This window comes from Streptomyces sp. NPDC041200 (genome assembly GCF_055591805.1).
In genome coordinates this window covers 49,669-71,057 of record NZ_JBVIZF010000030.1, presented here as the reverse complement: position 1 = coordinate 71,057, position 21,389 = coordinate 49,669, and the positions used below count along the sequence as shown (strand labels likewise).

Annotated in this window: 20 protein-coding genes; 11 read left to right on the top strand and 9 right to left on the bottom strand. The window is 70.5% G+C overall.

Translation table 11 applies throughout. The features are described from left to right. Positions 1 to 123 precede the first annotated feature (123 nt). The 6 genes from ACZ6CL_RS35225 to ACZ6CL_RS35200 all read left to right on the top strand — a co-directional run bounded on the left by ACZ6CL_RS35225 (position 124) and on the right by ACZ6CL_RS35200 (position 6,656). The gene (locus tag ACZ6CL_RS35225) at positions 124 to 474 is read left to right on the top strand and encodes an ArsR/SmtB family transcription factor (RefSeq protein ID WP_468943575.1); all 351 of its coding nucleotides are present in this window, start codon (positions 124 to 126) and stop codon (positions 472 to 474) included. Then, positions 474 to 746 carry a hypothetical protein gene (locus ACZ6CL_RS35220; protein WP_468943572.1) on the top strand — a complete coding sequence of 91 codons (273 nt, stop codon included), beginning with the start codon at positions 474 to 476 and terminating at the stop codon, positions 744 to 746. The genes ACZ6CL_RS35225 and ACZ6CL_RS35220 overlap by 1 nt, the downstream gene beginning before the upstream one ends. Before the next feature lie 88 nt (positions 747 to 834). Then, the gene (locus ACZ6CL_RS35215) at positions 835 to 3,195 is read left to right on the top strand and encodes an MMPL family transporter (protein ID WP_468943571.1); all 2,361 of its coding nucleotides are present in this window, start codon (positions 835 to 837) and stop codon (positions 3,193 to 3,195) included. Then, positions 3,182 to 3,631 carry a hypothetical protein gene (locus ACZ6CL_RS35210; protein WP_468943569.1) on the top strand — a complete coding sequence of 150 codons (450 nt, stop codon included), beginning with the start codon at positions 3,182 to 3,184 and terminating at the stop codon, positions 3,629 to 3,631. Before ACZ6CL_RS35215 ends, ACZ6CL_RS35210 begins: the two co-directional genes overlap by 14 nt. Positions 3,632 to 3,823: 192 nt before the next feature. Continuing rightward, on the top strand, positions 3,824 to 5,296 hold the full coding sequence (locus ACZ6CL_RS35205) for an MFS transporter (protein ID WP_468943567.1): 1,473 nt from the start codon (positions 3,824 to 3,826) through the stop codon (positions 5,294 to 5,296). Between the two features lie 385 nt (positions 5,297 to 5,681). Then, positions 5,682 to 6,656 (top strand): transposase, encoded by a 975-nt coding sequence (locus ACZ6CL_RS35200; RefSeq protein WP_468943564.1) that lies wholly within the window; start codon positions 5,682 to 5,684, stop codon positions 6,654 to 6,656. Between the two features lie 48 nt (positions 6,657 to 6,704). Here ACZ6CL_RS35200 and ACZ6CL_RS35195 read toward each other — a convergent pair whose 3' ends face one another. The 7 genes from ACZ6CL_RS35195 to ACZ6CL_RS35165 form a co-directional block, all read right to left on the bottom strand. Then, on the bottom strand, positions 6,705 to 7,979 hold the full coding sequence (locus ACZ6CL_RS35195) for a cytochrome P450 (RefSeq protein ID WP_468943562.1): 1,275 nt from the start codon (positions 7,977 to 7,979) through the stop codon (positions 6,705 to 6,707). Further along, positions 7,976 to 8,833 carry an arylamine N-acetyltransferase family protein gene (locus ACZ6CL_RS35190; protein ID WP_468943559.1) on the bottom strand — a complete coding sequence of 286 codons (858 nt, stop codon included), beginning with the start codon at positions 8,831 to 8,833 and terminating at the stop codon, positions 7,976 to 7,978. The genes ACZ6CL_RS35195 and ACZ6CL_RS35190 overlap by 4 nt, the downstream gene beginning before the upstream one ends. A gap of 6 nt (positions 8,834 to 8,839) precedes the next feature. Continuing rightward, positions 8,840 to 10,297: a DHA2 family efflux MFS transporter permease subunit gene (locus tag ACZ6CL_RS35185; RefSeq protein WP_468943556.1), complete on the bottom strand. Its 1,458-nt coding sequence runs from the start codon at positions 10,295 to 10,297 to the stop codon at positions 8,840 to 8,842. Positions 10,298 to 10,309: 12 nt separating this feature from the next. Then, positions 10,310 to 11,413: a 3-dehydroquinate synthase II family protein gene (locus ACZ6CL_RS35180; RefSeq protein WP_468943553.1), complete on the bottom strand. Its 1,104-nt coding sequence runs from the start codon at positions 11,411 to 11,413 to the stop codon at positions 10,310 to 10,312. A gap of 23 nt (positions 11,414 to 11,436) precedes the next feature. Then, positions 11,437 to 12,261, bottom strand: coding sequence for a 2-amino-3,7-dideoxy-D-threo-hept-6-ulosonate synthase (locus ACZ6CL_RS35175; protein ID WP_468943550.1), 825 nt, complete (start codon positions 12,259 to 12,261; stop codon positions 11,437 to 11,439). 55 nt (positions 12,262 to 12,316) lie between these two features. Next, positions 12,317 to 13,795, bottom strand: coding sequence for an amidase (locus tag ACZ6CL_RS35170; RefSeq protein WP_468943548.1), 1,479 nt, complete (start codon positions 13,793 to 13,795; stop codon positions 12,317 to 12,319). A 121-nt stretch (positions 13,796 to 13,916) separates the two neighbouring features. After that, positions 13,917 to 14,507, bottom strand: coding sequence for an FMN-binding negative transcriptional regulator (locus ACZ6CL_RS35165; RefSeq protein ID WP_468943545.1), 591 nt, complete (start codon positions 14,505 to 14,507; stop codon positions 13,917 to 13,919). A gap of 461 nt (positions 14,508 to 14,968) precedes the next feature. Here ACZ6CL_RS35165 and ACZ6CL_RS35160 point away from each other — a divergent pair, with 461 nt between their 5' ends. The 5 genes from ACZ6CL_RS35160 to ACZ6CL_RS35140 are packed head-to-tail and all read left to right on the top strand — an operon-like array spanning position 14,969 to position 19,907. Continuing rightward, positions 14,969 to 16,003 (top strand): 50S ribosomal protein L11 methyltransferase, encoded by a 1,035-nt coding sequence (locus tag ACZ6CL_RS35160; RefSeq protein ID WP_468943543.1) that lies wholly within the window; start codon positions 14,969 to 14,971, stop codon positions 16,001 to 16,003. A 32-nt stretch (positions 16,004 to 16,035) separates the two neighbouring features. Next, positions 16,036 to 17,454 (top strand): iron-containing redox enzyme family protein, encoded by a 1,419-nt coding sequence (locus ACZ6CL_RS35155; protein ID WP_468943540.1) that lies wholly within the window; start codon positions 16,036 to 16,038, stop codon positions 17,452 to 17,454. After that, the gene (locus ACZ6CL_RS35150) at positions 17,442 to 17,837 is read left to right on the top strand and encodes a Rieske 2Fe-2S domain-containing protein (protein WP_468943537.1); all 396 of its coding nucleotides are present in this window, start codon (positions 17,442 to 17,444) and stop codon (positions 17,835 to 17,837) included. The genes ACZ6CL_RS35155 and ACZ6CL_RS35150 overlap by 13 nt, the downstream gene beginning before the upstream one ends. Further along, positions 17,834 to 19,144 carry an ATP-grasp domain-containing protein gene (locus ACZ6CL_RS35145; protein WP_468943535.1) on the top strand — a complete coding sequence of 437 codons (1,311 nt, stop codon included), beginning with the start codon at positions 17,834 to 17,836 and terminating at the stop codon, positions 19,142 to 19,144. The genes ACZ6CL_RS35150 and ACZ6CL_RS35145 overlap by 4 nt, the downstream gene beginning before the upstream one ends. 40 nt (positions 19,145 to 19,184) lie before the next feature. Next, complete coding sequence (locus tag ACZ6CL_RS35140) at positions 19,185 to 19,907, top strand: LysE family translocator (RefSeq protein WP_468943533.1); 723 nt, start codon at positions 19,185 to 19,187, stop codon at positions 19,905 to 19,907. Positions 19,908 to 19,942: 35 nt separating this feature from the next. On the opposite strand, the gene ACZ6CL_RS35135 is transcribed toward ACZ6CL_RS35140, so the two are convergent. Both ACZ6CL_RS35135 and ACZ6CL_RS35130 read right to left on the bottom strand, forming a co-directional pair. Then, positions 19,943 to 20,761, bottom strand: a complete 819-nt coding sequence (locus tag ACZ6CL_RS35135; protein ID WP_468943531.1) for an MGMT family protein — start codon at positions 20,759 to 20,761, stop codon at positions 19,943 to 19,945. Further along, a complete protein-coding gene (locus ACZ6CL_RS35130; RefSeq protein WP_468943529.1) occupies positions 20,758 to 21,345 on the bottom strand; it encodes an RNA polymerase sigma factor in 588 nt (195 codons plus the stop codon). Before ACZ6CL_RS35130 ends, ACZ6CL_RS35135 begins: the two co-directional genes overlap by 4 nt. Between the last annotated feature and the right edge of the window lie 44 nt (positions 21,346 to 21,389).

Below are 21,389 nucleotides of genomic sequence, written 5' to 3'. Positions count from 1 at the left end.
ACCGGCAGGTCAACGAGGCCCTCGCTGTGTGCGGGCGGCCCTGTGTGTGGGATAGCTCTCGCTAGCGGGTTGCAAACGATGTCGGCACCTGCAAGACTTTTCTTGCATGAGCAAGGAGCCGGTATGAGTGAACCCAGTATGAGCGGGGATCAGCTGCTGCGGGTTTTGACAGCGTTGGCCAACCCCCACCGTCTGAGGGTGGTCGCCGCCTTGGCGGACAGGCGCAGTTACGTGAGTCAGTTGGCTCGCGAGCTTGGGATCAGCCGTGCCCTGCTCCAGGTACACCTGCGGAAGCTGGAGGCAGCGGAGCTGGTGGTGTCTGAGCTCGAGCTATCGGAAGACGGGAAGGCAATGAAGTACTACGACGTGACGCCGTTCGCGCTGCGACTGACTCCGGAGGAGGTAGCGGCCATGGCGCGGACGCTGACCCCGGTGGACGACCGGTCGAAGGACAACACGAAGGGATCTGTCTGATGGACGACGAGTACCAGTGGCAGGGAGTGGCCGCGATCCTCGGGGTCTTCATGCTGGTCACCGCGGTGGTGGTCGTCATCATCTGGCAGCGTTCCGCCACCGCGCGGGCCAAGGCGACCTTGTCACGTGAGCAGGAGTACCGGGAGCTGACCGAAGAGGGCGTGACACTGCAGCAGGACCTGGTCCATCAATTACGCGACATGACCACTCGCCTGGGGGACATGCAGACCCGTCTCGACGAGGTCGAGCGCATCCTGAAAGAGACCGAATAGCGGTAGTGAAGATGCCTGGGCCGATGAGCGGCAACTCGGTGGCCCAGGCGGTGAGAGAGCGAACCACCTCGCCGAACGGCGAGTCCTGATGGGCACACTCTTCCTATTGAAAGGTAAGCAGGGCATGTTAGGTGAGCGCAAATCGACTCACGGCGTCGACCCCGGTCCGCCTCAGCCCGCAGGTGGGGGCGCGTCCCCGGGTCCGCGGGGCACCCTGGTGGAGCGGGTCGCGGGCTGGTCCGTCCGGCACCGTAAGACAGCGATCGCCGGCTGGTTCGCACTGGTGGTGATCGGCGTGCTCGTCGGCTCGCTGGTGACGGGTAAAGAGGCGCGGACTACTGATCCAGGAGAGTCGGGGCGCGCGCAGCGTGTTCTGCGAGCGCAGGAGCAAGAGACACCGGCCCAGGAGAACGTGCTGCTCCAGGCGCGCGCGGAGGGCGCCGGGAAGTTCGCCGACGATCCCCGCGTCCGGGCCGCGGCCGATGACCTGGTGACGGCGCTGCGGAAGGAAAGCGGCGCCGTGGCCGAGGTGAAGTCCCCGTTCGACAAGGGCGCGAAGGGCCTGATCTCGGCCGACGGCAGGTCGGGTCTGGTCACCTTCGAGATCGCGGGCCCCGACGAGGAACTCGGCGCGCACTACGACACCGCGCTGAAGGCCGTGGACTCGGTGCGCGACCGCCACCAGCAGGTGCGGGTGGCGCAGGCAGGGGACATCAGCATCAATCGCGCGGTGGACAAGGTCTACGACGACGACTTCCAGCGCGCGGAAATCGTCTCGCTGCCCCTGACCCTGGTCATTTTGCTCATCGTCTTCGGCGCGCTCATCGCCGCGGGACTGCCGCTCCTGCTGTCCCTGAGCGCCGTGCTCGCCGCGCTGGGATTCCTCGGGGGAATCGGCCACGTGGTGCCGATCAACAGCACGGCGTCCTCCATGGTTCTGCTGATCGGCATGGCGGTGGGGATCGACTACTCCCTGTTCTATCTGCGCCGGGAGCGGGAAGAGCGCGCCGCGGGCCGGAGCCTGGAGGAAGCCCTGCGCATCACCGCGCGCACCTCGGGGCGTGCCGTGGTGATCTCCGGACTCACTGTGATCCTCTGTCTGGCCGGTCTCTTCCTCACCGGAATGGATGTGTTCCGCGGGCTCGCGATCGGCACCAGCCTGGTCGTGGGGCTCACGATGCTGGGTTCGGTGACGGTGCTGCCCGCTCTGCTGGCCGTCCTGCGGCACCGGGTGGACAAGGGGCGGATTCCCTGGCTGGGGCGGCGCCGGACGATGGCGGCGGAGTCCCGGGTATGGGCGGGCGTGGCGCGTGCCGTGGCGAAGCGTCCGCTCGTCTGGGGCGGAGCGGCGTTGCTCGCGCTGCTCGTGCTCGCCATGCCGGCCATGGACATGCGCCTGAGGGACCCCGCCTCCACCGACAGCATGCCGCGCAGCATCCCCACCGTGGACGCCGTGGCGCGGATGCAGGACGCCTTCCCCGGAGGGCCGTCTCCCGCGATGGTGGTGGTCTGGGGTGACGACTGGAAGCAGCCGAAGGTGGACCGCGCGATCGACGCCCTGCGCCAGAAGACGGCGGACACTGACGGCGCGCTGGACGGCCGGATCTCCGTGACGATGCTGAGTGACGCCCGGGTGGTGAAGGTGCCGCTGGAGGGCTCGGGCACCGACGCGGCCTCGAACCGTGCGCTGGACACCCTCCGGGACGATCTGCTGCCGCAGACGCTTGGCCAGGTCGATGGCGTTGAGTATGCCGTGACCGGAGACACGGCCGTGCCGCGCGACTTCACCGACACCCTGAACCGCACGACGCCCCTCGTGCTCGGGTTCGTGGTCGTGCTGGCGTTCATCCTGCTTCTCCTGGCGTTCCGTTCGCTGGCGATCCCGCTGCTGTCCATCGTGCTCAACTTGCTGTCCGTGGCCGCCGCGTACGGGGTCGTCACCTGGGTATTCCAGGACGGTCATCTGGGGTCGCTGCTCGACTTCACCTCGTACGGCGGTGTGGTCAGCTGGCTTCCGCTCTTCCTGTTCGTCCTGCTCTTCGGGCTGAGCATGGACTACCACATCTTCATCCTGAGCCGGATCCGGGAGCGCTGGGACAGGGGTGAGGGCGCCCGTGAGGCGGTGATCGGGGGGATTTCGTCCAGTGCCGGGGTGGTCAGCAGCGCGGCTGTCATCATGGTGGCCGTCTTCACGATCTTCGTTTCGCTGACGGCCATCGAATACAAGATGCTCGGCGTCGGGATGTCCGTGGCCATTCTCCTCGACGCCACCATCGTCCGTGGCGTCCTGCTGCCCGCCCTGATGACCGTGATGGGAAAGAGCGCCTGGGCACTGCCCCGGTGGCTGCGCTGGCTTCCCCGAGCCGGACACGAGGAGCAGCTCCCGAGCGCCGTCCAGCAGGCCGCACCAGTGAAGGAGACCGTGGAGTCCGAACGTGCGCGGCGCTGAAACCGCCGAGGCGGGGACGCAGTGGAACGTGGTGGCGATCAGGGTTCCGCTCGCCGCCGGTGTCATCGCCTGGGCCATCGCGATCGCGATCGCCGATGAGGAGGCGGTCTCCGTACTGGAGGCCCGCGCCTCCCGGCAGGCCAGCGGTGACGTGGCGCGAGAACTGCTGGAGGAGGCGCTGAGCGTCCAGCCCGCCCCCAGGGCGGTGCGGCTCGCGGGAGCGCTGAGGCACACCGCTGGGCTCGATTCGAGCTGGTCGGCGCTGGAATGGTGGTTGCTGGAGCATGGAATCGAGGTCAGTACGGAGGGTGCCTCCCTGGCCCGCCAGGCATTGCTGCGGCTGCACGGGAAGGTGACCCGTTACTACGCGCATCGCGGTCCGGCAGCCGATATCGCCCAATTGCAGCGCCTGCTGGACGCCTTCCCCCGCGCATGACCACGCCAGGTCGGCAGCGCCCGGCCGGTTCGCACCGGAGGCACGCCACGGAAGCAGTGCGGCTGCTGCTGGCGTACCTCCGGTCCATGTGGGTGCAACCCGTCGCGCGGCCGCGGTGTTATCCCTTCGGAAAGCTCCGATGAAGGCTCCGTTGGGCGCATCGGCGGAAGGGTGACGGAGGGAGACGACAGGATGGGGAGCGAGTCCGCGGGCCGGGCGGGCCGGGCGGCGTTGCTGGCGGTGCTCCTGGTGGGCCAGTTCATGGCCAACATCGACACCGCGATCGTGAACATCGCGGCTCCCTCGATCCAGGCCGACCTCCACGCCTCCGCGGCCCAGGTGGACCTGGTCGTCTCCGGCTACATCCTGGCGTATGCCGTGCTGCTGGTGACCGGTGCCCGGCTGGGCGACACCCACGGGCACCGCCGGATCTTCCTGCTCGGCCTGCTGGGTTTCGTCGTCACCTCCCTGGCGTGTGGCATCGCGCCGGAGCCGGTCACGCTCATCGTGTCCCGGCTGTGCCAGGGGGCTTCGTCCGCGCTGATGGTCCCGCAGGTGCTGAGCGGGATTCAGCTGCACTTCACCGGCCAGGCCCGGGTCCGGGCCATCGGGTATTACACGCTGGCCCTCTCCGGCGGCGCGATCGTCGGTCAGGTGCTGGGCGGGCTGCTGGTCTCTGCGGACATCCTCGGCAGCGGCTGGCGGCCGGTCTTCCTGATCAACGTGCCGATCGGCATCGTCCTCCTCCTGGCCGGGCTGCGCGCGCTGCCGCCCGACGCGGTGACGCGGCGCCAGACGCTGGATCTGCACGGGGTGTGCGCGCTGTCCACCGCCGTGTCGCTCGCCATCGTCCCGCTGGTGTTCGGACGTGATCAGGGCTGGCCGGTGTGGAGCTGGTTGTGCCTGGTCGCGAGCGTGCCCGCGTTCGCCTGGTTCGTGATCGTCGAGCGGCGGCTGGGAGCCGCGGGCGGCCGTCCCCTGGTGCGCCTCGATGTGGTGGCGCGGCCTCCGGTCCGCTGGGCCCTGATCGCGCATGGGCTGACCACGCTCACCTATCTGGCCCTGCTGTTCGTCCTGGCGCTGTACCTTCAGCATGGCCTCGGCCAGAGTCCGGCCCAGGCCGGGCTCGCCATGGTCTCGTGGGTGGCCGCCTTCGGTATCGCCGGGCCGGTGCTGCCCCGCCTTCCCCGGCGCGCGCAGCGGTTCATGGCCGCGGTCGGGTGCCTGCTCCTCGCCGTCGGGTACGCCGCCGTGAGTACCTCGGTGGCCCTGGGCCGGGAGGACGGAGCGCTACTGCTGGTGCTGCTGGGCCTCGGCGGGCTCGGACTCGGCGTCAGCTCCCATTCGCTCATCAGCCATCTGACGAGCACGGTCGAGCGGCGGTACGCGACCGACCTCAGCGGCGTGATCAGCACCAACGCCCAGCTCGCGGGCACGATCGGCGTCGCCGTCTTCGGCACCCTCTACTCCGGTCTCGCCCCGCACCCCGGGGCGGACGACGCCATGCGGGCGTTCACCACGGTCACGGCCGTTTTCGCGGTGCTGGCGCTGACCTCGGCGGGGGCCGCGCTACGGGCCACGCGCCACGTCGACGCCGCCCCGGCGGAGGCCCTGCGAGACGACGGCACCCAGCACGCCGTCGCCGAACCGGGCCGCCCCGGCTGACGCCCCCAACTCCACACGCCCGGCCGTTCTCGTGTGACGAGGCGCTGCCGCACCCCGTCAGCGCCTCGTACCGGGGAGTCAAGGATGCGTCGTCGGCCATTTTCACCGCACCGGCTCTCTTCGCAGACGGTGAGGAGTCGCGCGTCATACCGAGCGTAGTCGGCCCGTTGGTTCGAATATCGTGCACCTGCCACGAGTGTGAACATTCGCCTGGCATATGATGGGGATTTCGTTGAAACGGGCGCAATAGTGGAATCGAACAGTCCGATTCTCTGACAGGGTGTCCGTGGCTTATTAATGGTCAATCGTGGTTGACCACAGACCAGCCGCCCCGCATATTCGCTGTGTGCAGCCTTCATCCCCATGCGTAGCGAAAGGGAGCGGCATGAGCAGCACATTCCCCACCAAAAAGATCACCGCATGGAGGCCAGCGGAATATCAGAAGACTGGCGCGATGTTATCCCCCCAATGTGGTACAGGGGCCGCAATCGGCATGGCCGGTGAACTCGACAGGGCCCTGAAGGCGTTGGAATCGGGCATCGCACCTGTCTTCGCCCGCGCCGAGACCCGGGCCCAGATCCGGAAGTACCTGGAGGGGCTGTTGAGCGTCGAGGGGCGGATGAACAGCCGCCGGATCGCCGACGCCGTCGGGGACGATCACCCCTGGCGCACCCAGAGACTGCTCAACCGCTCCCGGTGGAGCGCGAACAAGCTGCGCGACACGCTGCAGAGCATCGTCGGCCACCGCATGGGCGACCCGGCCGCCGTTCTGGTGGTGGGCCGTCACCACGGAACCCATAAGAAGACCCACCCGGACGATACGACGCACTCAGGCGGATCCCGGCACGGAAGCCCCGCCGGAGAGGAACCGGCCGGAATCTTTCTCGCATACGTCACGCCCCGGGGGTCGGTTTTGGTCGACCGTGAGCTGTATGTGCCGCAGGACTGGATGGAATCGCCGCGCAAACATCATAAAGCCTGGGTGCCGAAATCACGGGTGTCTTTTCAAAGGTCGGCTGAATTGGCGGCGCACATGATTCAGCGGGCCAAGGCGGCGGGGCTCCCGTTCTCCGCGGTGACGGCCGGTCCGGAATGCGGACGGGATCCACTGTTGCGTACCTGGCTGGGGACTGATGGCGCGAACACCCCAAAGCCGATGGCGGTGGCCGAAGCCCATCGCGCCGGTGAACGCTGCCTCGATACCGCACGGCTGCGGGCGGGGCTCGACGGCCATGAAGTCCGCTCGTGCAAGGCGTGGTACCGCCATACGACCCTGTCGATGGTGGCTCTGCTCGCCTTCGCCATCGCGAGCGGGACGGCCCCGGGGGCCGACCGGCTGCCGTGTCCCGCGACGGTGTGAGCCGGAGGACCCCGCCCGTGGCGTGCCGGTGACCGCCGTGGCGGCCGTTCAGGTCAGCCACGGCGCCTCGCGGCCGAGGACCCGGCGGGGGTAGAGATCGAAGCGGGTCAGGCTCCGCATCGCGACCTGGCCGCGGTACTGGACCGACGTCCGGTCGATCTCGGCCCCGTGCACGCGCTGCAGGAAGCGGACGACGGCGTGGCGCACCTCCATCCTCGACAGCGGCGCCCCCAGGCAGTAGTGGATCCCGGCGCCGAAGGCCAGGTGCTTGCAGTCGCCACGGCCGGGGGCGAACAGATCGGGGTCCTTGAAGACCCGCGGATCCCGTTGGGCGGCCGCGATGAACATCACCACGATGTCGCCCTGGGACAGCCGCGTGCCCCGGAACTCCATGTCGGCGGGGACGAACCGCTGGTAGATGTGGAGCGGCGGCTGATGACGCAGGGTCTCCTCGACCACCGCGTCCGCGCGTTCGGGGTGGGCCAGCAGGGCCCGCGCCTCGTCCGGGTGCTCCAGCAGGGCACGTATCGCGTTGCAGATGAGATTGACGGTGGTGTGGTGGCCGCCGTTGAGCACCAGCCGGCAGGTGTCCGCCAGTTCCTCCACGGTGAGCGCGTCGTCGTCCGCGGCGGCCAGCGCCAGTCGGCTCACCAGATCGTCGCCCGGGGAGCGGCGCCGCTCGCGGGCGAGGTCCATGAAGTACGCGTTCAGCTCCCGCTCCGCCTCCGCCCGCGCGGCGCCGCCGGGCGGCGGGGTGCCGAAGAGCGCGAGGTTCGGATCGAAGGCCCGGGGCAGGATGGTGGACCGCTCGTGCAGCCAGTGCCGGTCGCTGTCCGGGACGCCCAGCATCCGGCAGATCACCATCAGCGGCAGCGGATAGGCGAACTCCTCCACCACGTCGACGGGATGCTCGCGCACCGCCTCGTCGATGAGGTCGTCCACGGTGCCGCGGACGAAGGGCTCCAGCGCGCGCACGGTGCGCGGGGTGAACCCCTTCTGGATCAGCTTGCGCAGCCGGGTGTGGTCGGGCGGGTCGGTGAAGAAGAGCGACTGGATCTCGGCGCGGGGCGTCCCCGTGCCGCCGCTCCCGTCCGTGGCGCCGCCGCGGTAGGCGCGGGCAAGGGTGCGGTCGCTGCTGATGCGCTTGTCGCGCAGCAGCGCGTCGCACGCCTCGAACGAGCCGAAGACGACGCCGTGCCCGGCGCCGGACCGCAGCGGTTCGCTTTCCCGGACAGCGGTGTAGAGGGGATACGGATCGAACCGGGAGCGGGCGTCGAACAGCTCCCGCATGATCTCGTCCCGGGCCTGCGGCACGGGGGTCACCGCACGTCTCCGTCCACGGCCCCGGACGCGTCGCGGACCACGGCGGGCACCGGACCGCCCCGCAGGATCCACTCGGCCGCCGCGCCCGGCTCATCGGGCCCGCTCAGGGTCCACTTCCGGGTGCGGCCGCCGGACAGCAGGGTCAGCTGATCGCCCCTCAGCAGCCCCCAGCCGTGGGCGGTGTAGCGGGCGCAGACCAGTTCACGGTGGAACGGGGAGCGGTCCGACGTCTCGTGGAAGGCCGATGTCTCCGCGAAGTCCGCACTCGTGCGGGGCCGCGGGACGACCTGGTACATGGGCCGCCAGACCCCGTCGAGCCTGCGGTGCACCAGGTGTTCGCCCCCCTCCACCACGGTGACCCGGTAGTCGATGCCGTCCAGGGCGTACGTGCCGTTCTCCAGCGGCAGCGGCTCGACGAAGCTGCCCCAGCCGAAGCCGGTGTCGGCCAGGAACCGGCCGCCCTCCGCCTCCACCACGGCGACGGCATGGCTCAACGGACCCTTGAAGCCGTTCGTGTCGGCGATCCGCGCGCCCACGAACGCGGCCGTGAACCCGAGGCGCCGCAGCACGTGGACGAGCAGCCAGTTGGTCTCCAGACACCATCCGCCGCGCCGCCGCACCACGATCTTCTCGTACAACTCGCCGAGGCCGTAGCGCAGCGGGCGGCGGGCGATGACATCGGCGTTCTCGAACGGCACCTTGCTGACATGGCCACGGTGCAGGGCGCGCAGCACCTCCACGGTCGGCGCCAGGGAGGCAAGGGGCCGGGACAGTCCGATGCGCGCGAGGAAGGCGTCCCCATCGAGCGTGGGCACCGGCCGTGGCGTCGGCGCCGGTGCGAGGTGAACGGTCACTGGTGATCACTCCTTGGCGGTGTGGTGTCCGGGTCGCGTGCCGCCGCCTCCCCGGTGGGGTTTCGGCCGCATGGTGGAAGCGGCGTCCCGGTCGGGCACGGCCAGCGCGGCCACCGCGCCGACGAGCGCGAACCCGGCAGCGGTCAGGAAGCCCGCGTGATACGCGCCTGTGCCCGAGGGAGGCGCCCCGTCCGCCGATCCGATGGCGAGCACCGCCCCCATCGCGGCCGTGCCCAGGGCCGCGCCGAGCTGGCGCTGGGTGCTGAACACGGTGGCGGCCCGTCCGATGGCGGGCGCCGGAATGGTGGCGAACGCGGCGGCCTGGGCCGGGAGCCAGACATGGCCCATGCTGAAGCCCAGTGCGAACATGAGCACCGCGAACCGCCAGGCGGGGGTGTGCTCGTCCACCGCGGCGGCCACCACCAGCACGGCCGCCGTGCCCAGCAGACCGGCGGCCATGGTGCGGCGGGGCCCGACGGTGCGGTACACGCGGGCGGCGACCTGGGTGGCGGCGGTGATGCCCAGGGCCTCGTAGAAGGTGGTGAGCCCGGAGGAGAGGACGGAGGCCCCGCGGGCGTTCTGCAGGAACATCGGGGCGAGATACAGCGCGCCGAGAAAGCTGCACTGGCCGAGCAGGAAGGCCAGACTGACGCTGCGGAACAGCCGGTCCCGGAAGAGCGAGAACGGGATCATGGGCATGCGTACCCGGCGCTCGACGAGGATGAACGCCACCAGCAGCGCGGCCCCCGCGCCGCCCGAACCGGCCACCTGCGCCGACGCCCAGCCCGCCGACGGGCCCTGGGCGAGCGCGTACATGAGCAGGCCGAGCCCCGAGCCGGCCAGCCAGAATCCCGCGATGTCGAAGCGGCCGGGGCTGGCCTCGCGGTGTTCGGTCAGCGACCGCAGGCCGTACACCAGCACCGCGAGCCCCACGGGTACGTTGACGTAGAACACCCAGTGCCAGGACAGCCGGGTGATGAGCAGTCCGCCCAGGAGCGGGCCGAGGGCCGGGGCCACGGCCGTGGGAGCCTGGAGCAGCCGGGCGACCCGGACCCGCTCCTCCGGCGGGTACGCGCGGTAGAGCATGGCGGTGCCGGTCGGGACGAGCAGACCGCCGCCCGCGCCCTGCACCACGCGCGCCGCGACCAGCGGGGCCAGGCCATCGGCGAGGCCGCAGAGCGCGGAGGCGAGGGTGAAGAGCGCGAGGGCCGCGAGAAAGGTCCGCTTGGTGCCGTACCGGTCCCCGAGCCAGCCGGAGACCGGGATGCACACGGCGAGGCTCACCAGATACGCGACGGACACCGCCCCGACGGCCGATCCGCTCGCGTGGAACTCCCGGGCCAGGGTGGGCAGGGCGACGGTGACCACCGTGCTGTCCATGATGGTCATGAACGTGGCCGCCACGAAACACACCGCGGCGGCCGGCTCGCCCCGCGTCCGTGGTTTCACATGCCCCGATGGCATCGTCGAGGGACCCTACTTCTCGATGCAGAACTCGGCGACGGGCCAGCCCACATGGCGCCGGTCGGTGGCGACGTAGCCCATCACCTGCTCGCCCGGGGTGAGTTCGGTGACGTTGAGCACGGCCGCCCCGGGGCCCAGGACGCGGACGTGCCAGTCGTCCTGGACGATGAGGTTGACGGACGTGCCGTCTTCCGCGTGCCCGTGGATGGAGAGCAGCGGACGGCTCTCGATCTTGGCCCGGCCGACGGCCACGCGCCGGGTGCGGCCGTCGGCGGCGACCGCGAGGACCTCGCTGCCCGTCTTCAGCTCGCTGAGGTAGTTGGTGCGGTTGTCCAGGCCGAGGACGTACGACTGCAGCGCTCCGGCGTTGACCCGGAACGGCCGCGTCGGCATGTAGGGGAGGGGATGCGTCTCGCTCGCGCACAGCAGGAAGCCATGGGCATAGGAACCGACGAGGATCCCCTCGTCCTTCTCGAAATGGGTGCAGGTGTCCACGCAGACCCGGTCGCCCAGGCCGAGGTGTTCGATGGAGTCCACGGTGATCTTCGTGAGTTCGAGCCGGGGCGTCCGCGTGCTCAGCAGCTCGGCCATCCGGAACACGTCGTCGGCGTCACGCGGCGCGAACAGCAGCCCCTCGGAGCCCTTTTCCAGCACGTCCACGACGATCGCCGCGTCCTGCAGCGACTCCACCGCGCACACCAGCCGCCCGTCGGAGGAGTCCGCGGCGGCGATGACGATCTCCAGGGGGATCTTGGTCGGGTCCTTGAACGAGACGACCGTGTACGGCAGGGCCGCGGCCGCCGCGCAGGCCACTCCCAGCGACGGCTCGTCCACGACGTCCACGTACGCCCCCGTCTCCGGGCCCTCCGCCGCCGGGTGCAGGGCGTCGAGCCCGGCGGACGTGGCGACGGGCCGGATCACCAGGTCCGCCCCGGCCCCCGGGGGGTCCTCGCCCCCGGCCGGGATCAGCACCTTGCGGATGGTCGGCGGCAGCTTCTCCAGGATCTCGGTCGAGCTGTCCACGACCCCGGCGAGCCGGGCGTGGACCGCGGCGTCCACGACGGCCTCCCGCCGCTCCCGCGGCACGGCCCGTAGATCCACCCATGCGAACTTCACTGCGTCTCCCTTCACGGTGGATGTCACAGAGAACCGGCGAGGGGGCGATCCGCCGCGCCCGGGCTCAGCGGCCGGGCCGGGGGCACCAGCCCGTGGACGGCGGTGGAGAGTTCCCGTACGGCGTCGAAGGGCCGGGGGTGGCGGAAGACCCGGCGCCCGACGGCGAGCCCCCGGCAACCGGCGGCCATCGCCGCCCGGGCGAACGGCGCGAGGGGCGACTGCTGGGAGTCGCCCCCGGCCACGAGCACGGGAATCGAGCTGTCGGCCACGACCTCGGCCATGCGCTCGGGCGGCAGGGTGCAGTCGGTCTTGACGAGGTCGGCGCCGAGGTCGGCGGCGACGCTGACCACATGGGAGAGCGTGGCCGGTTCATGCGGTGCCCGGTACCGGCCACCGCGCGGATAGATCATGGCGAGCAGCGGCACGCCCCAGGAGGCACACGACGTCGCCACGGCGCCGAGGTCGGCGAGCTGGGCGGGCTCGGTGGCCGAGCCGATGTTGACGTGCACGCTCACCGCGTCGGCTCCGAGCCGCACGGCGTCCTCCACATCGGCGACGAGGACCTTGGCGTGGGTGTCCTCGGCCTGTGAGGTGCTCGCGCTGAGGTGCACGATGAGCGAGCATCCGGCGAGCAGGGCGGGGGGAATCACCGCCGCCCTGCCCTTGTGCACGATGATGGCGTCGGCGCCGCCCGCGACCAGCTCGCCGACCAGCGGGACGAACCGCCGGTGGGGGACGATCGGACCATCGGAGACGGAGTGGTCGAGAGGGATGAACAGATACCGGCCGTCGCCGTACCGGGAAAGTCTGACAAGCCTTCTGTCCTTGCCGTTCCGGGCATCTGACATGGACTGGCCTCTCTTCCAGGTGGGGGGCGAGCTTTCTTCGGGGGGTTTCCGGGAGCTAGCGCGATGCCTGCCGGGACCGGTCCAGGGCGCGGTAGTCCTCGTGCCAGGGGCGGTGCCGCTCGAAGGCGGCGCTCGCCGCGATGACGTCCTCGTCGGCGAAGCGCGGACCGGCGATCTGGAAGCCCACGGGGACACCGGACCGGGTGCGGCCCGCCGGGAGGCTGGCCGCGGGGTTGGACATCAGGTTGAAGGGGCTGGTCATCGACCAGCCGACCAGATGGTCGACGGGCTCGCTGCCGATGTGGCGCGGCCCGGCCGTGGTGCGGTCGTCGGCGTTCGGGATGGCCGCCACGCAGTTGACCGGGCTGACGACGAGGTCGTACGTCTCGTAGAGGTCGTTGAACGCGTCGAGTATCCGGGTGCGGGTGATGTCCATCATGCGCAGCTCCACCGCGGACACCTTCTCGCCCACGCGGACGGACTCGATGTACTCGCTCTCCACGACATCGCCGAAGTCGCCGAGGATGTCCAGGCCCTGGAGGAGCGACCACTGCGCGGACTCCGCGTGACAGACCGACAGATAGCGGCGCCACATCGCGGTGAGTTCGCCGTGCGGGAGGGGGAGCTTGAAGTCCACCTCGTCCACCTGCGCCCCGGCCTCGGTCAGAGCCGGCAGTCCGGCCCGTACGATGCGCTCGACCTCGGGCTCGACGGGGTAGCCGCCCAGGTCCGGCAGATAGGCGACGCGCATGCCGCGCAGCGACCGGTTCAGGCCGTCGGCGAGGGGGCGGGCGGGGGTGTACGAGTAGGGGTCCGCGCGGTGGCCGCCGGACATGACGTCGAGGGCGACGGCGGCGTCCTCGACGGTACGGGTCAGGGGTCCGTAGCAGACCTGGGGGTTGAACCTGCGGAAGGCGTTGGGGCGGGCGGGCACGGCGACCCGGCCGAACGTCGTCATCATCGTGAACACACCGCAGAAGGCGGCGGGGACGCGCAGCGAACCGCCCGCGTCCGATCCATGGGCGAGCGGGACCAGCCCCTCGGCGACGGCCGCGGCGCTGCCGCCGGAGGATCCGCCCGCGTTCATGTCCAGGTTGAACGGGGTGGACGTCGGCCCGAACATGGCGCTGTCCGTCGTGGCCTTGTAGCCGAACTCCGGGGTATTGGTCTTGCCGAGCACGATGGCCCCGGCGTCCTGCAGGCGGGCGACCGAGAGGATGGTGTCCTGGGCGATCTCGTTCTCGAAGACCCGGGACGCCCGGGTGACGCGGACCCCCGCGACCGGGTCGAGGTCCTTCACTCCGATCGGAACGCCGTGCAGCGGGCCGAGCGGCTCTCCGGCGAGCACGGCCCGCTCGGCGCGCTCCGCGGCCTCAAGCGCCTGGTCGGCGCAGAGCGTCACGAAGGAGTTGACGGCCTTGTCACGCTGGTCGACGCGGTCGAGGAGGGCACGGGTCAGGTCGACGGGGGACAGGTCCCGGGACCGGACGAGACGCGCGATCTGCGTCGCGGACAGCTGGGCGAGGTCTTCCACGGTTCTTCCTCTCGGTTGCTGGTGCTCCGGTCGGCGCGCGCTTGCTGGGGTGCGGGCTCCCTGACTGGAACCCCGCTCTCCGCGCCCGGGTTGCACGGCCGGGGCCGTGGACGGGCCGGGTTCAGCGTTCGGGGAGGCGGCGCAGCAGATGGCGGCGGGCCGCCGCGTCGCCGGGTCTGTCGCGGTCGGCGAGGCGCTTGGCGATGTCCAGCCGGTGGGCGACGTCCGCCTTCCCGCCGTATTTGAACTTCCCGCGGCACGACACGACCGCCAGACGCAGGGCGCGCAGCCCGGGGAGCATCCGGGACCGCCCGTCCAGGTCGTAGTCCTCGCTGCCGTCCTCCAGCGGCGCCATCTGCCGCCGCAGGATGTCCTTCTTGGCCTCCGGGCCGTCCAGGACGGTGGCGGTGCAGTGCAACTGGGCCGCCGCGTAGTACGTGGTGGGCTCGCCGTTCCACTCCGACGGGATGTAGCACCAGTCGCCCGCCACGCTCAGCAGGACGGCCGGGTTCTCCTCGATGGCGTGCCAGACCGGGTTCGGCCGGGCCAGATGCAGCAGAACGGTGCGGCTGTCGGCGAGATGGTACTGCGTCGGCACGACGACGGGAATGTCGCGCCCGCGCCCCGCGGCGATGAGCTGTCCGAAGCCTTGGGCCCGGACGAAGTCCAGGGTCTCGGCGGCATCGCCGCTGTCCCACGGGTGAATCAGCATTCCCGCTCCTTCCGTCCCCGGGGCGTGCGTCGAACACGCACAACTCATGAAACCCTGCGGAGCGCCGGTTGGTTGCGTGTAGCTGCTAAGTACCGTATTTCGAGGGAGTGCTATCCCCTCCACGGGCATAAGTACCGCACCTCTCGGTTTCCGGGGGGAGGGGTTGTGCGGACCAGGTGTCGTCGGTATACATTACTGGCGGCAGGGCGCCTTTGCCTTTCGTGCCCAGACCCTCACCGGGCCTCTGGTGCAGCGCTCTCCAGTCAGCCAGGCTCGCCGTCTCCGGTCCCCACCGAGCCTTGTGAAATCTTCCGGACCACGGCGTGCACAATTCCGGGTAGCCGCCGCGCCGTTGGCGCTCCCGGATAGCGGCAAGACCGATAAGGAAGGTTGGCATTCCTGTGCCTCCAGAAGGCATTTCCCTAGCGCCTCAGTTGGCCGCCAAGGACCAGGCGTCACCGGTGACCGGCGCCACTTCCGACTTCGCCGACTCAAGTCTGGCGAGGGCCGCGTTACAGACCCTGACCCAGGACCTCAGCGCGCTGACGGAGCGGGTCGTATCGGCTTCTGAAAACCTTGCGAACATCGCGCCGCAGTCGGGTGTGTTCGCGGATGTCGCGGCCAAATACATTCCGCGGTGGCATTTCGCGATGCTCAATGACGCCGAACGCAACGAGGCGCTCGGCGCCGCGCTCGCCCGCCGCATCCCCGCCGGTGCCCATGTGCTGGACATCGGGTCGGGCACCGGCCTCCTGGCGATGGCCGCGGTGCGGGCCGGTGCCGGGCATGTGACCACGTGCGAGATGAATCCGCTGCTGGCCGAGATCGCCCGGCAGATCATCGCCGCGCACGGGATGTCGGACCTCATCACAGTGCTCGCGAAGCCGTCGACGGCGCTGGAGGTCGGCCGGGACCTCGCCGGTCCCGCGGATGTCCTGGTGTCGGAGATCGTCGACTGCGGTCTGATAGGCGAGGGCATCCTGCCGTCCGTACGGCACGCCCGGGAGCATCTGCTCGCCCGGGACGGCATGATGATCCCCTCGTCCGCACGGCTCTTCGGGAGCCTGGTCCAGTGCGAGAGCGTGGCCGCGCTCAACCGGGTGCACAAGGCGGGCGGGTTCGATGTCTCCCTGCTGAACTCCGTGGCGACCCAGGGGCACTTCCCGGTGCGGCTCAACACCTGGCCGCATCAGATGCTGTCGGACTCGGCCGAACTTCTCGGCTTCGACCTGGCCCGGGACGCGCTGGAGCCGGGCGAGCGGACGCTGACCCTGATGCCGGACACCGAGGGCGTGGCGCACGGTCTCGTCGTGTGGTTCGAACTCGACCTCGGCGCGGGCCTGGTGCTGCGCAATGCGCCGGAAAATTCCGGATCACACTGGATGCAGGGCATGGTCCCGCTTGTCTCACCGGTGGCCGTACGGCCCGGCGAGCCCTTCTCGTTCCGGCTCCGGTGGACCGAGAGCCGGCTGACCGTCCGCACGCCCCACGAGTAAATCGAACAAACCGCGAGAAGAAAGGGAACGTCATGAGTCACACACTCGGCTACACCCCCTTCAAGCTGAGCGGTGAGGAACTCCGCGACGCGGTGGTGCGCTTCGCGAGCAATCCCATCTACCTCGACAACGAGGAGTGGCAGAACGACGACAATCCCTATCGGAGGCAGCTCCGCCCGCAGGTCCTCAAGTATCTGAATTACGATGAGATACCGGGGCGCTCGGACATCCTCAACTATTCGAGCCTGGCGGTCCAGCGCGTCCTCACCACCATCTACGAGGCCGACCTCGTCTTCTTCCCCAAGGGCGGACTCAAGGGGAAGGAAGCGGACTGGAAGGCCTTCTACAGCGACAGCAACCGGTCGCTGGGCGAGATGATCCGGCCGGCCCTGGAGCGCTACGCGTTCGGATTTCTCGACGACGAGGTCGAGACCTCGGGGAAGTGGACGGCGGAGAGTCTGGAATCGTATCTGGACTCCCTCGACACCTCCGGCGGATCGGCCCCCTCACCTGCCGAGAAGGCCATCACCTCCTCCGCCGACCCGGAGCGTGCCGCCCGCATGTGGCTCGTGCAGTTCGCACCGGACTTCCTGTCCGAGGCGTCGCCGATGATCCGCAATGTGCTCGGCTACTACGGGGCGCCGCAGTCCGAGTGGTTCAAGATCATCATTGATGAGTACGGCTACGGCGTGCACGAGACGAAGCACAGCAAGCTGTTCGAGAGCACGCTGGAGTCGGTCGGCCTGGAAGCCGACCTCCACCGGTACTGGCAGTACTACCTCAACAGCAGTCTGCTGATGAACAACTACTTCCACTACCTGGGAAAGAACCACGAGCTGTTCTTCCGCTACGTCGGCGCGCTGTTCTACACGGAGAGCACCCTGGTCGACTTCTGCCGCCGCGCCGACGAGATGCTCCGCTCCGTCTTCGGCGACCGCGTGGACACGACCTACTTCACCGAACACGTCCACATCGACCAGCACCACGGCCGCATGGCGCGCGAGAAGCTCATCCGGCCGCTGGTGGAGGAGCACGGGGAGGGGATCATCCCGGAGATCGTGCGCGGCATCGAGGAGTACCGGCTGCTGGTCGACCTCGCGGACCAGGACTTCGCCACGCAGATCGGCTGGATGGACAACGGGCCGAAGTTCAAGGAGCTGCACGGGCCGGTCTTCGAGGGGCTGCGGCAGGGCAAGGTGGAGGCACCCGTCGCCCATATCGTCGAGCCCTACGGCGAGTTGTCCAACACCCACTGCCATGACGGCGACGAGCTGTGCCACATCGTCTCCGGCACGATGAAGTTCGTCAGCGGTCTGGACTCGCACCAGATCCTGGAGGCGGGGGAGGGCACCGTCATCCAGCGCAACCGGCTGCACGGCGCCATCATCGAGTCCGACGAATGCGTCTACGAGATCCACTCCGTGGGGGATTACCGCGCGTGCTTGTCGTGACCTTCTCGCTGGCGGGGCGGCGCAACTGCGCCGCCATCGCCGGCACACCGTATGTGTACGCCACCGTGGACGGCGAGGGCTTCGTGATGCGGGCCCAGTGCCCGCACCGCGGCGGCCCCCTCCACCTGGCCCATGTCGCCGGGCGGCCCAGCAGGCTGGTGTGCCCGTGGCACGAGCGGAAGACGTCGCTGGCGCGGCTGCGCGCGGAGATCCCCGCGGTCCGGGTGGGTTCGTCCGTGACGGCCGTCTTCCCCGCCGCTGAGGGCGCGGAGGTGTCCTTGGAACACCGGCCGCTCTCACCCGAACTGAGCCCCCGGCCCCCGCGCCCGGAACACCCGCGCCCGGAACACCAGCACCCGCAGAGCCAGGAGTGTGGACCGTGACGACGCCCCGCCGAACCCCGCCGCACGGCCCCGCGCCCGGACCGGCCGTCATCGTCGACCCGTTCTCCTCGGGCGGGCTGTACGCGCCCTCCTTCGCCGCCGAGGGCATCGAGACCGTCGCCGTGGTGTCGTATCCGGAGATCCCGCCCGCCTACGCGGGCTCCTTCCACGCCGAGGACTTCCGCCAGCTCCTCACCTTCGACGGCGACGAGGACGCGCTGGTGCGCCGCCTGACGGCACTGCGCCCCTCCTGCGTGCTGCCGGGGACGGAGATCGCGGTCGAGTTCGCCGACCGGCTCGCCGCCCGGGTCGTACCGCAGCGGGCCAACACCACCGGGACGGCGGCCGCCCGGCGGCACAAGAACGCCATGGCCGAGGCCGTGGCCGGGGCCGGGCTGCCGGTCCTGCGCCACCTGTGCACCGACTCCACCGACGACGTGGCCGCCTGGATCGCCCGCGAGGGCCTGGCCGGACGGGACCTGGTGGTCAAGCCGCCCAAGAGCGGCAGCACGGACGGCGTCACCCGGATACCGGGCGGCGACGGCTGGCGGGAGCCGTTCGAGGCACAGCTCGGGCAGCTCAACCAGTGGCGGATCGTCAACGACCAGATGATCGTTCAGGAGTACGCCGAGGGCACCGAGTACGTCGTGGACACCTTCAGCCACGACGGGCGGCACACCGTGGCCGACGTCTGCCGGTACCAGAAGGTGTTCAACGGCGACCAGATGGCGGTGTACGAGTCCATGGACTGGGTCGCCCCCGAGGACCCCGTCGTCCCCGGACTGTGCCGGTACACCCGCGGGGTGCTGGACGCGGTCGGCTTCCGCTACGGCTCCGCCCATGTGGAGGTCATGGACACGCGCGACGGACCGCGTCTGATCGAGGTCAACGCGCGCCCGCACGGCGGCGGCCACCCCGCCTTCAGCCGCGTCGCCACGGGGGACAGCCAGGTCGACCGCGCCGCGCGCCACCTGACCCGGCCGGACACCGTGCCGGACGGCTACACACTGCGCCGGAACGTCAAGGTCGTCTTCCTCATCAGCAGCGCCGAGGGCCGGGTGCGCAACGCCGAGGTGTTCGACGCGCTGCGCGATCTGCCCAGCTACCACCTGGCGTCCATCGGGGTGCGCTCCGGCGACCGGATCGGGGTCACCAAGGACCTCCTCAACACCCTGGCGCTCGGCTTCGTCGTGCTCGCCTCCGACGATCCGGAGCAGCTGCGGACCGACCACGCGGCCGTACGCGCCATCGAGCGGCGGCTGGTGGTCGAACCGGACACGGTAGCGGCGCCGGGAGGCGCCGCATGAGAGGCCCCCGCCGCCGCGCCCGCCGGGCGAACGGCCCGCGGTGAGCGGCGAACCCGGGCTGCTGTTCGTCAGCAGCGCCCTGTCCGTCATCGTCTCCCCGGGGCCGGACACCGCCCTGCTGGCGCGCATGGTCCTGGGAGGCGGATCCCGCAAGGCCGCGCTCACGGCGGCGGCGGGGATGATCACGGCGGGAGCCCTCCACGCCACGGTGTCGATCGGCGGCGCCTGGGCGGGCGCACAGGCCGTCCCGGCGTTCTACACCGTGCTGCGCTGGGGCGGCGCCGCCGTACTCCTGGTGTGGGGGCTGCGGATGCTGGCGGGCGCGCTACGGGCGCCCGCCCCGCGGCCCGGCGTGGCGGTACGGTCCGTGCTGCGGCCCGGCACGGCGGTACGGGCGTCCGCCCCGCAGTCCGCCGTACCGGAGGCCGGGCCCGCACCGCCCGGCCTCTCCCCGCTCCGCTCCTTCGGCCAGGGGTTCCTGTGCACGGGCCTCAACCCCAAGGTGGGGCTGTTCCTGCTGGCCTTCCTTCCCCAATTCGTGCCTGAGGGCGCGCCGCTGGAGCGCACGATGATGCTCCTCGCCGCCGTCTATCTGCTCCTGGGCGCCCTGTGGCTCCTCGTACTCTCCGAGGCCCTGCACCGGGCGGGCCGGCGGATGCGGGGGCGCTACCCGGGCGCCGGGCCCCGGGTGGCCCGGGCCCTGGACGGCACGGTCGCGGTCGTCCTCATCGTCCTGGCCCTGCGGCTGTGGGGCGGTGCGTGATCACGGTCGCGCGGCCGCCCGCCGGGCGGCCGCGGTCAGGCGGCCTCGGGCAGGCAGCTCTTGCAGCCGCGGTATCCGGAGGCGACGGCCTCGACCGCCGAGCGGAACGGGACCTGGTGGACCGGGGTGATCCGGCGCGCGTGCGCGCAGGTCGGATGGCAGTAGATACGGGTCGTATCGCTGCCCAGATACCGGACCTGCCGCTCGGCGAACCGGCTCACCCACTCCACGTCGACCCCCTCGGCGACGCGCAGCGCCAGGCCCACCTCCGGTGCGTACGGCCCCGGGGTGCTCCCGGGCGCGTCGCGCCGCACCTCCACGCGGTGGCACGGGACGAGCACGGGCGCGGGGTTGCGCGCCAGCAGCGCCACCACCGTCTCCTCCGCGGCCGCCACACCGGCCCGGGCCGAGACCCAGGAGACCGGCCGCAGCTGCCCCGGCGGGATCGAGCGGACGGCACCGAGCAGCGCCTGTTCCGCTTCGGTCAGCCCGGCCAGGGCGAACCGGAGCTTCCCGGTGCGCCCGGTGCGCAGCGCGGAGGACAGGCCGGGCGGGGACGTGCTGACGGGGAACACCGGGCGCCCCACCCGCGCGTGGTACGCCGCCTCGAAGGACTCCGGCCCCCCCACCGCGGCCGCGAGGGCTGAGCCGGTGATCGCCCTGTGCTCGTCGCAGGAGACGTACAGCGGCCCGACGGGGCCGTCGGCACGGACATAGCTGTCGTAGTGCCGCGCCGGAATGCCGACGGCTCTCAGGATCCTGACCGCGTGCCCGGCCGACGGTGGCTCGATGAGCCCGGTCAGCCGTGTGGCCAGGCCGTCGGCGTCGTCCGCACCGCCTCGTTCGTCGTTCATGGTCTCACCTCCTCCGCTTCCCGCACCTGCGGTTCCAGCTCGGCCCGTAACATCTTCAGACCCCGTGACACCTGCGCTTTCACCGTGCCCACGGGGGTCCCCTGGGCCTCGGCCACCTCCTGGTAGCTCAGACAGGCGATGTGCCGCAGGACCACCGGCACCCGGTACAGCTCGGGTAACCGGCCGAGCGCGGCCGTCAGCCGGGAGCGGTCCTCGGCGAGCGCGGTCCGCTCCTCGGGCCCCGGGGAGTCGTCCGCCAGGGTCAGACAGGACTCCTCGATCCGCGCCGCCACCGCGGGGCGGCGCGATCTGCTCCGCACGTGGTTGCGCCAGACGTTCATCGCGATCGCCATGAGCCATGATCTGACCCGCAGTTCGCGCCTGCGCTGCGCCGAATATCCCTCCAGAGCTGTGTAGGCCCGCAGAAAGGTGTCCTGGCCCAGGTCCTCCGCCTCGGCGGCGGAGCCCGACACCCGATGGAGAAACGCGTGCACCACACCGAGGTGGACCCGGACGAGTTCGGTGAATCCCGCGTCGAGATCCGCTGCCAACTGCTCGGTGAGCCGCTCGTTTGTTTCATCCATCACCCGGTAAAACACCTCCCGCCCCGGAATGGTTGCGCGGCGCG

Bases quoted from the DNA above. Each gene is read 5' to 3' on its own strand.
- ACZ6CL_RS35135 (WP_468943531.1), bottom strand. From the start codon at position 20,761: ATGAACGACGAACGAGGCGGTGCGGACGACGCCGACGGCCTGGCCACA.
- ACZ6CL_RS35165 (WP_468943545.1), bottom strand. From the start codon at position 14,507: ATGCTGATTCACCCGTGGGACAGCGGCGATGCCGCCGAGACCCTGGAC.
- ACZ6CL_RS35130 (WP_468943529.1), bottom strand. From the start codon at position 21,345: ATGGATGAAACAAACGAGCGGCTCACCGAGCAGTTGGCAGCGGATCTC.
- ACZ6CL_RS35175 (WP_468943550.1), bottom strand. From the start codon at position 12,261: ATGTCAGATGCCCGGAACGGCAAGGACAGAAGGCTTGTCAGACTTTCC.
- ACZ6CL_RS35220 (WP_468943572.1), top strand. From the start codon at position 474: ATGGACGACGAGTACCAGTGGCAGGGAGTGGCCGCGATCCTCGGGGTC.
- ACZ6CL_RS35205 (WP_468943567.1), top strand. From the start codon at position 3,824: ATGGGGAGCGAGTCCGCGGGCCGGGCGGGCCGGGCGGCGTTGCTGGCG.
- ACZ6CL_RS35200 (WP_468943564.1), top strand. From the start codon at position 5,682: ATGAGCAGCACATTCCCCACCAAAAAGATCACCGCATGGAGGCCAGCG.
- ACZ6CL_RS35155 (WP_468943540.1), top strand. From the start codon at position 16,036: ATGAGTCACACACTCGGCTACACCCCCTTCAAGCTGAGCGGTGAGGAA.
- ACZ6CL_RS35215 (WP_468943571.1), top strand. From the start codon at position 835: ATGGGCACACTCTTCCTATTGAAAGGTAAGCAGGGCATGTTAGGTGAG.
- ACZ6CL_RS35185 (WP_468943556.1), bottom strand. From the start codon at position 10,297: ATGCCATCGGGGCATGTGAAACCACGGACGCGGGGCGAGCCGGCCGCC.
- ACZ6CL_RS35225 (WP_468943575.1), top strand. From the start codon at position 124: ATGAGTGAACCCAGTATGAGCGGGGATCAGCTGCTGCGGGTTTTGACA.